We start from the raw sequence: 6,902 nt of genomic DNA on the forward strand, positions 1-6,902 counted from the left end.
TTTATCCTTTGATCCTTGGAATGATCATGTTCTCGTCCATTTCCTCATCTGGAAGGAATGGTGCCATATCTTCCAATGGCGGAGAAACCAAAGTTCCATCCGGCAACCGTTTTGCGGAAGACTTCGGTTCAAAGTTCTGGTCTGTAGATACAATGATCTCACAGATCACCGGTCCTTCCATGGCAAGGGTCTTTTCTACTGCCTCTGCCAGCTGTCCGTTATGTTCTGCTCTTACGTAAGGATAACCATAAGCAGCAGACAATTTTTCCATGTCCGGGAAGCTTAAGTCACCACTGTCATAACCAACACCTACTAATGGCTCCCCAAAGAAATTCTTCTGGGTCTGACGGATGGAATGATAACCGCCATTGTTAATAATAAAGATCTTAATACCCATTTTGTGATGGATGATGGTCTGCAGCTCCTGAAGATTCATCTGGATACTTCCATCTCCCGTAATCAGGATCACATCTTCCCCTTCACGGGCAGCGCCCATGCTGTACGCGCCGTCCTTTCTGGAAGCAGCCCAGATACCGATGGCTGCCGGAAGGTCATATCCCATGGAAGCCACTGCTGAGTTGGAGATAAATCTCTGTCCCTTTTTAATGATCTGGGCATGTCCGCCTACTACGCAGGCAGAGCCATTTCCAACTACTGTGATCTGTCCTTCTTTTAAGCGGCTGCTGATGGCCTGAACAGCTGCATATACATTAGCTGCCTTGTCTTCGCCCTGCTCCCAGTGTTTTTTCTGTACCACCGGATATTTCTTCTTCCACATAGCGCAGGTCTCATTCCATGTCATCCCTTTAAGACCTTCGCCGTAAGTAAATACCTGTTTCTTTCCAGGTTCACTTAAACTGTCCGGAAGTGTATCTTTTTCTGCCTCTAATACCTGATCCAGACACTGATCCAATACTGCCAGCAGATCTGCTGCATCTGCATGGACCGGCATATCTACATGAACCGATGGCTTCTTTAATTCCTCTTCATCAATATCATTTACGATCACATAAGCGGCTCTGGCCCAGGTTTTATAGTTATATCCTACCTGACGGATACTTAAACGGCTTCCAATGGAAAGCACCAGGTCACTGTTCTGGATAGCAAAATTTCCCGGACGGTCACCCATATTTCCACCGCGGCCTACATATAACGGATGTTCATCCCAGATACAGTCCTCACTGTCCCAGCCTGTAACAACCGGAATACCCAGTTTTTCTGCCACTTTTAAGAAAGTCTCATGGGCACCTGCCAGACGGATGCCATTTCCTGCATTGATCACCGGGCGTTTTGCCTGACGGATCTTCTCAATGATCGCTTTTGCAATCTCTTCTGTTACCTTCTTTGGAAGAACCTGGCGTTTTTCACCTTCTCCGGCCTCATCTTCCGGGATAGCCGGTACATTTTTCTTCTCTGCCCAGCCATTTCCTCCGTTTTCATAATCTACCGGGTCAAATCCGATCAGCTCATCGGTCTCCACATACGCACCCTGGACATTTAAAGGAATATCCAGCCAGCTTGGACCACGGCGGCCGGACTTTGCCAGATATAATGCTTTTTCCAGGCAATAGCGGATACGTAAAGGATCAATGACCATTTCTGAATACTTGGTCATACAGTCAATGGCCTTACAAATATCAAATTCCTGATCGCCCATAGCACGGATCCCTGTACCGGACCACCTTGCTGTGGTATCGTAGCGCACCTGTCCGGAAAGTACCAGCATTGGAATGGAGTCCAGCCATGCACCTAAAACACCGGTAATGGCATTGGTGCCTCCAGGACCTGTGGTCACGCAGAGAGCTGCCATCTCATTATGGATCCTGGCATATGCCTCTGCTGCAATGGCGCAGGCCTGCTCATGGTGATCATAGATACAGTGAAGGCCTTCCTGATGTCCCAATGCATCATCCAAATGCATGGCACCGCCGCCTGTAACCATAAATGCCTGGTGGATCCCAGCTTTCACTAACATCTCAGAAATATAGTTTGAAACTTTCATCCTCATAATACGTTTTCTCCTTTAAGTCGTTTACGCATCAATCTATCTGAAAACAAGCATACCACAAAATGCTTAAAAAACCTACTGTCATTTTCCTTAAGGGGCTCCTGGATACGCCCATTTCCAAGTGTGGAAACCATGCCCAGACTTACCAGTAACCTTCACTGGAAAGGCGGCTTTATCCTGGTTATAATGACCTGCGTAATGCAAACAACGGATCAACGGCCACTAACAAAACACATTTTCAAAACATCAAAAGGAGAGAATTTATATTATGAGAAAACAGACAACATTCCTGGCTGTATTATCCACTGCAGTATTTACTGCATCCATGGCTTTTCCGGCATATGCAAAAGCAGCCGGATGGACGGAAGAAAACGGAAACTGGTATTACTACGACTCCTACGGAGATCCCCTTACAGATACATGGAAGAAATCCGGAAATGACTGGTATTACTTAAACGCTGACGGCGTTCGCGCTTATTCCGAACAGATCGACGAATACTATGTAAACGAAGAAGGAAAACGTGTCACCTACCAGTGGGTCACTATGGACAACGAAGATTACTGGTCCGAAGATGACGCTCCTGAATTCCTTCATTACTATTATGGAAAAGATGGCAAAGCCTTAACTTCCACCTGGGCTTCCATTGACGGAAACTGGTACTACTTCAACGAAGACAGCATCATGGAGACCGGCTCCATCCAGGTAGACGGCTATAACTATTATCTTGGCGAAGACGGAAGCAGAAAGACCGGCTGGGTCCTTTTAGAAGAAGAAACAGATGATCCGGAAGATTTGAATGCCTGGTATTATTTTGACTCCAACGGACGCCGGATCGAAAATGAGATCGACAAAAAGATCGACGGTTCCTACTATACCTTTGAGGAAGGAAAAATGCAGACTGGCTGGTACAAGCTTCCTGTAACCACTGAGAACACTGCTGCATCCGACAATACTCAGGCAGAAGACTCTGCAGAAACTGCAACTGCTTCCCAGGCAACTGCCGCAGATCAGGAAGATAACTCTGTATCCCTTCCAACGATCTCCGGCTATAAATACTATGATGAAGACGGAAAACGTGCTTCCGGCTGGCGTACCATTGAAGGCGTGGAAAATATCAGCGAAGACGGTGAATATTTCCGTTTCTACTTCAAGAACGGTGCTCCTTACTACGGAAAAGAGGACCTGGAGATCTTCACCATTGACTCCAAAAAATATGCCTTCAACACAGCAGGTGAGATGCAGACCGGCAAGCAGTCCATCAAGCTCTCTGACGGTACAGCTGCCAATTACTACTTTGACGAAGAAGGTATTATGAAAACCGGGAAACAGACCATTTATGATGAGGACCTTGGGGAGACCCAGAACTGGCTCTTCCACGCAGAAGGCAGTAAAAAAGGACAGGGCTACCATGGCATCAAAGATAACACCCTGTATGTAAATGGCCTTCGCCAGGAAGCAGACAAAGATTTACGTTTTGCCCCTGTTTCCTTAGACGATACACGCTATCTGGTAAATGTAAACGGTGCTGTACAGAAGGCAGGTTCCACCTCCAAGTCTGCTTCCAGACCGGAACTTGGCAGCGGATACAAAGATTTTAAAGACGAAAACGATATGATCTGGACTGTAAACACAGAAGGCATCATCCAGTAAGATCATCCCCAAAAACGGCGCTCCTTCCCCATCCGTTCACAAAAAGGAGCGCCCTTTTTTGTGCATTTTGCCGAATTTCTGATTTTTTTAAAAACAGGCGGTATATTTTGGAGATTTTCGCGTTATTTATAATGTAAAGTATTTTTCAACAATCATTCTACATAAAAAGGGGGATTTGTGATGAGAGAACTCGCCGTTTTTTACTGTCCAAAATGCGGATACTATGCTTACTATCAGACTTCGCGCCATCCACAGTGTCCCAGATGCTGCCATCCGGATGTAATGCATATGGCGCGTATGTATTACAAAGAATTTATGGATATGGGATGTCGTGAGCGGGATGACTACCTGGCTCAGGAGATCATGAAGGACAACCCTTCTTTCTTAAAACGGATCAATGCTCCTCACAAGCGTTTCAACAGCCGTGAGATTATTGCAGAAATGAATATCGAGATCATGCGTCTGGACACAGAAAACAAGATCTTAAGCGACACTGTGAAATGGATGCACGACACCATCTGGGAGATGATCCGTGAACAGAAGGGTTATACCGACCAAAGTGCCGCCCAGATCGTAAACAATCTGCAGGATGACAAATCCACCCATACAGACCATTAGGAAAAATACATGAAAACGATTTTTACACCGATGATCACTGATCATCTAATTTTAATAAGCCTCCCGGATCATCTGTGATCATATCATCTACCTGAGCGCTTTCACACTTGCGCAGGGAGTACAGATCATTGACTGTCCAGGCTGTAACCTTCTTTCCCAGGCTGTGGATCTGATCCACCCGTTCTTTCTGGATCAGCTCAATACTGAGCATAAACTGATCTGCAGCCGGATATTGGCTGAAATCTTCTATATCTTTTGACCGGATATATCCAGTCTTGAGGTATGGTTCTACGGCTTTTACCTTTTCCAACACACTATAGCAGAACGATGTGATCATACACTGGTCTGTCATTCCCTTATCCCGGATCAGCTGTATGACGCGTTCTGTAAAATCACTGCTTTCCGTTCCGTCCTCTTTTATTTCAATATTCAGTTTTATCCTGCCTTTGCAGGTATCCAGCGTTTCCTCCAGAGTCGGGATCTTTACATTATTATATCCTGGTCCCATACTGGCGGCAGGATGAAGTTTTTTGATCTCTTCCAGAGTCATTTCCCGGATTGTTCCATCCTGTCCCATGAGACGCTTTAAACTGCTGTCATGAAATACCACCGGAACATTATCGCTGGTCTCCTTTACATCCAGTTCGATCCAGTCTGCCCCGCTTTCTATGGCCTTTTCAAAAGCAGGGAGCGTATTTTCCAGTGCTTTTACGGAATCACCTCTGTGGGCTGTGATCTCTACTTTTTGACTCCAGGCTGCATCTAAAGCAAAAACAGGCGCCGCCTGCCCCAGGCAAATACAGGCAGCCATGAGAAATACAACGCCTCCCCTGACTGCCTCTTTTTTTCTTTTTTTTATTTTCAAAATCATAAATATCACTTCCTGAAACAAATTTTCACTTGAAATGTCTCCTCTGGTGGCATATCATAGTACATAAAGCCACATTTACAAAAGAGGAGTAAAAAATGAGTATCAACGAATTGCTTAACGATTTAAAAGAAACCTATTCTTTTTCAAGTGTAACCTGCTCACAGAAACCAGGCGATGCTATGACTGACTTCGTATTCTACCTGACTCAGGATCAGATCACAAAAGTCATCGAAAAAGCCAGCCGCTTAAATTCCATCGTGGAATCCTGTGCAAACATGATCAGCATCTGCGAACCGGAATTAAAAGATACTTTAATGGCAACCACCCTTCGCTGTGTAGGAGCAAACGAACTTCACATCCGCACCTGCGATTCCATGATCAAAATGCTGATCCAGTCTTTATTCGACTGATAGTATAGCACGTATTTTTCTAAAAATACGCATCTTAAAAAAGCTTTCATAAAACTGTAAATATTTTTTTAGACATCCCCTTTCAAATAAGGTACAATATAGGTATAACAATTACACAGATCAGTTATATCACGTATCGGAAAGGGGATCTTTTTATGCAGAAAAAACATTTTCGTATTCTTGTCGCCGCAGCCTGCCTATGTGCAGGACTATCATTTTCCGCCTATGGAGAAGAAACCATTTCCTCTGTACCTCTCTCATTTTCCTGGGATGGGGCACCAAAAGGCGGGGAGGCTGTTGGAACGCTTACTGCCACCACTACCAGCCAGTCTTTTATTGTAGAAGGCAGTGAATATCTGAAAGACGATGACACCTGGGATTATGGGGAATGGCCCTGCGCTGAAATTGAACTTTCCGCTGCTGAAGGTTATCGTTTCTCCACTCCAAACCGACGTACCTTCTCTCTGTCCGGCTGCAATGTCCAGTATAAAAGCTCAGAGATTGACAGCGACGGAAGCACACTGATCCTTCAGGTTTATTTATCCCGCATCGGCGGCCAGCTCCCTAAGATCACAGATCTGTCCTGGAGCGGAAAAAATGCCGTATGGGACAATATCGAAGGATGTGACGGCTATGAAGTCTGCCTGAAAAAAGACGGAAAAACCCTTGTAACTGTCACCTCCAAAGGAACCTCCTATGATTTTTCCGACTATATCAACAATGCCGGCTCCTATGTCTTTACGGTCCGCGCCGTAAGCACCTACGGCAGCCAGAACAGCAGCTGGTCTGCCGGTTCAGAGCCTTACATCCTTTCTGTAGAGGACGCATGGTACAGCGACAATGGAAACTGGAAAAAAACTGGAAATAAATGGCGTTTTGTATACAAAGATGAGTCCTACCCTGCCTGCAGCTGGCGGGAGATCAACGAAAAATGGTATTACTTTGACGGAAACGGCTATATGGTAACCAGCTGCTACGTCAAAGCACTTGGCGAAAACCTGTACTACTGGATCAGCGAAGATGGTGTATGGGATGAAAATGAAACCACCGCAACACCAAACCGGGCAAAGTATCTGGTTTATTGACCTGTTGTTATTTTGTAAAATCCAGGTGGATCTGGTATCTGATCCGGTCAATATCTTATACTTTTGAAAAAGCAGCCGCCAAGGAATATATGTTCCTTAGTGGCTGCTTTTCCTAAGAGACCGTTTCAAGTTTTGTGTAAACGTTAAAAACTGATATAAGATTTGTGAATAGTTACAATGGGCAGAGCCGATTTTCCGGATTCTGCCCATATCTGCATTATACAGTAGTTTTTAGGCATGTCAATAAAACCTGCCTAAA

6 protein-coding genes are annotated in these 6,902 nt (G+C 45.1%); 4 read left to right on the top strand and 2 right to left on the bottom strand.

Annotated features, from left to right (window positions below; all coding sequences use genetic code 11):
- Window position 1: 1 nt before the first annotated feature.
- A complete protein-coding gene (locus DW251_RS09385; protein ID WP_021869461.1) occupies window positions 2-2,008 on the bottom strand; it encodes a thiamine pyrophosphate-binding protein in 2,007 nt (668 codons plus the stop codon).
- Between the two features lie 268 nt (window positions 2,009-2,276).
- Here DW251_RS09385 and DW251_RS09390 point away from each other — a divergent pair, with 268 nt between their 5' ends.
- Window positions 2,277-3,659, top strand: coding sequence for a cell wall-binding protein (locus DW251_RS09390; protein ID WP_118300857.1), 1,383 nt, complete (start codon window positions 2,277-2,279; stop codon window positions 3,657-3,659).
- A gap of 180 nt (window positions 3,660-3,839) precedes the next feature.
- The gene (locus DW251_RS09395; RefSeq protein WP_118300859.1) at window positions 3,840-4,277 is read left to right on the top strand and encodes a hypothetical protein; all 438 of its coding nucleotides are present in this window, start codon (window positions 3,840-3,842) and stop codon (window positions 4,275-4,277) included.
- Between the two features lie 34 nt (window positions 4,278-4,311).
- Here DW251_RS09395 and DW251_RS09400 read toward each other — a convergent pair whose 3' ends face one another.
- Window positions 4,312-5,148 carry a glycerophosphodiester phosphodiesterase family protein gene (locus tag DW251_RS09400; RefSeq protein ID WP_118300861.1) on the bottom strand — a complete coding sequence of 279 codons (837 nt, stop codon included), beginning with the start codon at window positions 5,146-5,148 and terminating at the stop codon, window positions 4,312-4,314.
- 95 nt (window positions 5,149-5,243) lie between these two features.
- Here DW251_RS09400 and DW251_RS09405 point away from each other — a divergent pair, with 95 nt between their 5' ends.
- Both DW251_RS09405 and DW251_RS09410 read left to right on the top strand, forming a co-directional pair.
- Window positions 5,244-5,558, top strand: a complete 315-nt coding sequence (locus tag DW251_RS09405; protein ID WP_118300863.1) for a hypothetical protein — start codon at window positions 5,244-5,246, stop codon at window positions 5,556-5,558.
- A gap of 155 nt (window positions 5,559-5,713) precedes the next feature.
- Entirely contained in the window at window positions 5,714-6,643 is a 930-nt protein-coding gene (locus DW251_RS09410) for a hypothetical protein (protein WP_118300865.1), read from the top strand.
- Window positions 6,644-6,902: the final 259 nt, after the last annotated feature.

Source organism: Clostridium sp. AM22-11AC (assembly GCF_003473545.1).
In the GTDB taxonomy this organism is placed as follows: Bacteria; Bacillota; Clostridia; order Lachnospirales; family Lachnospiraceae; genus Enterocloster.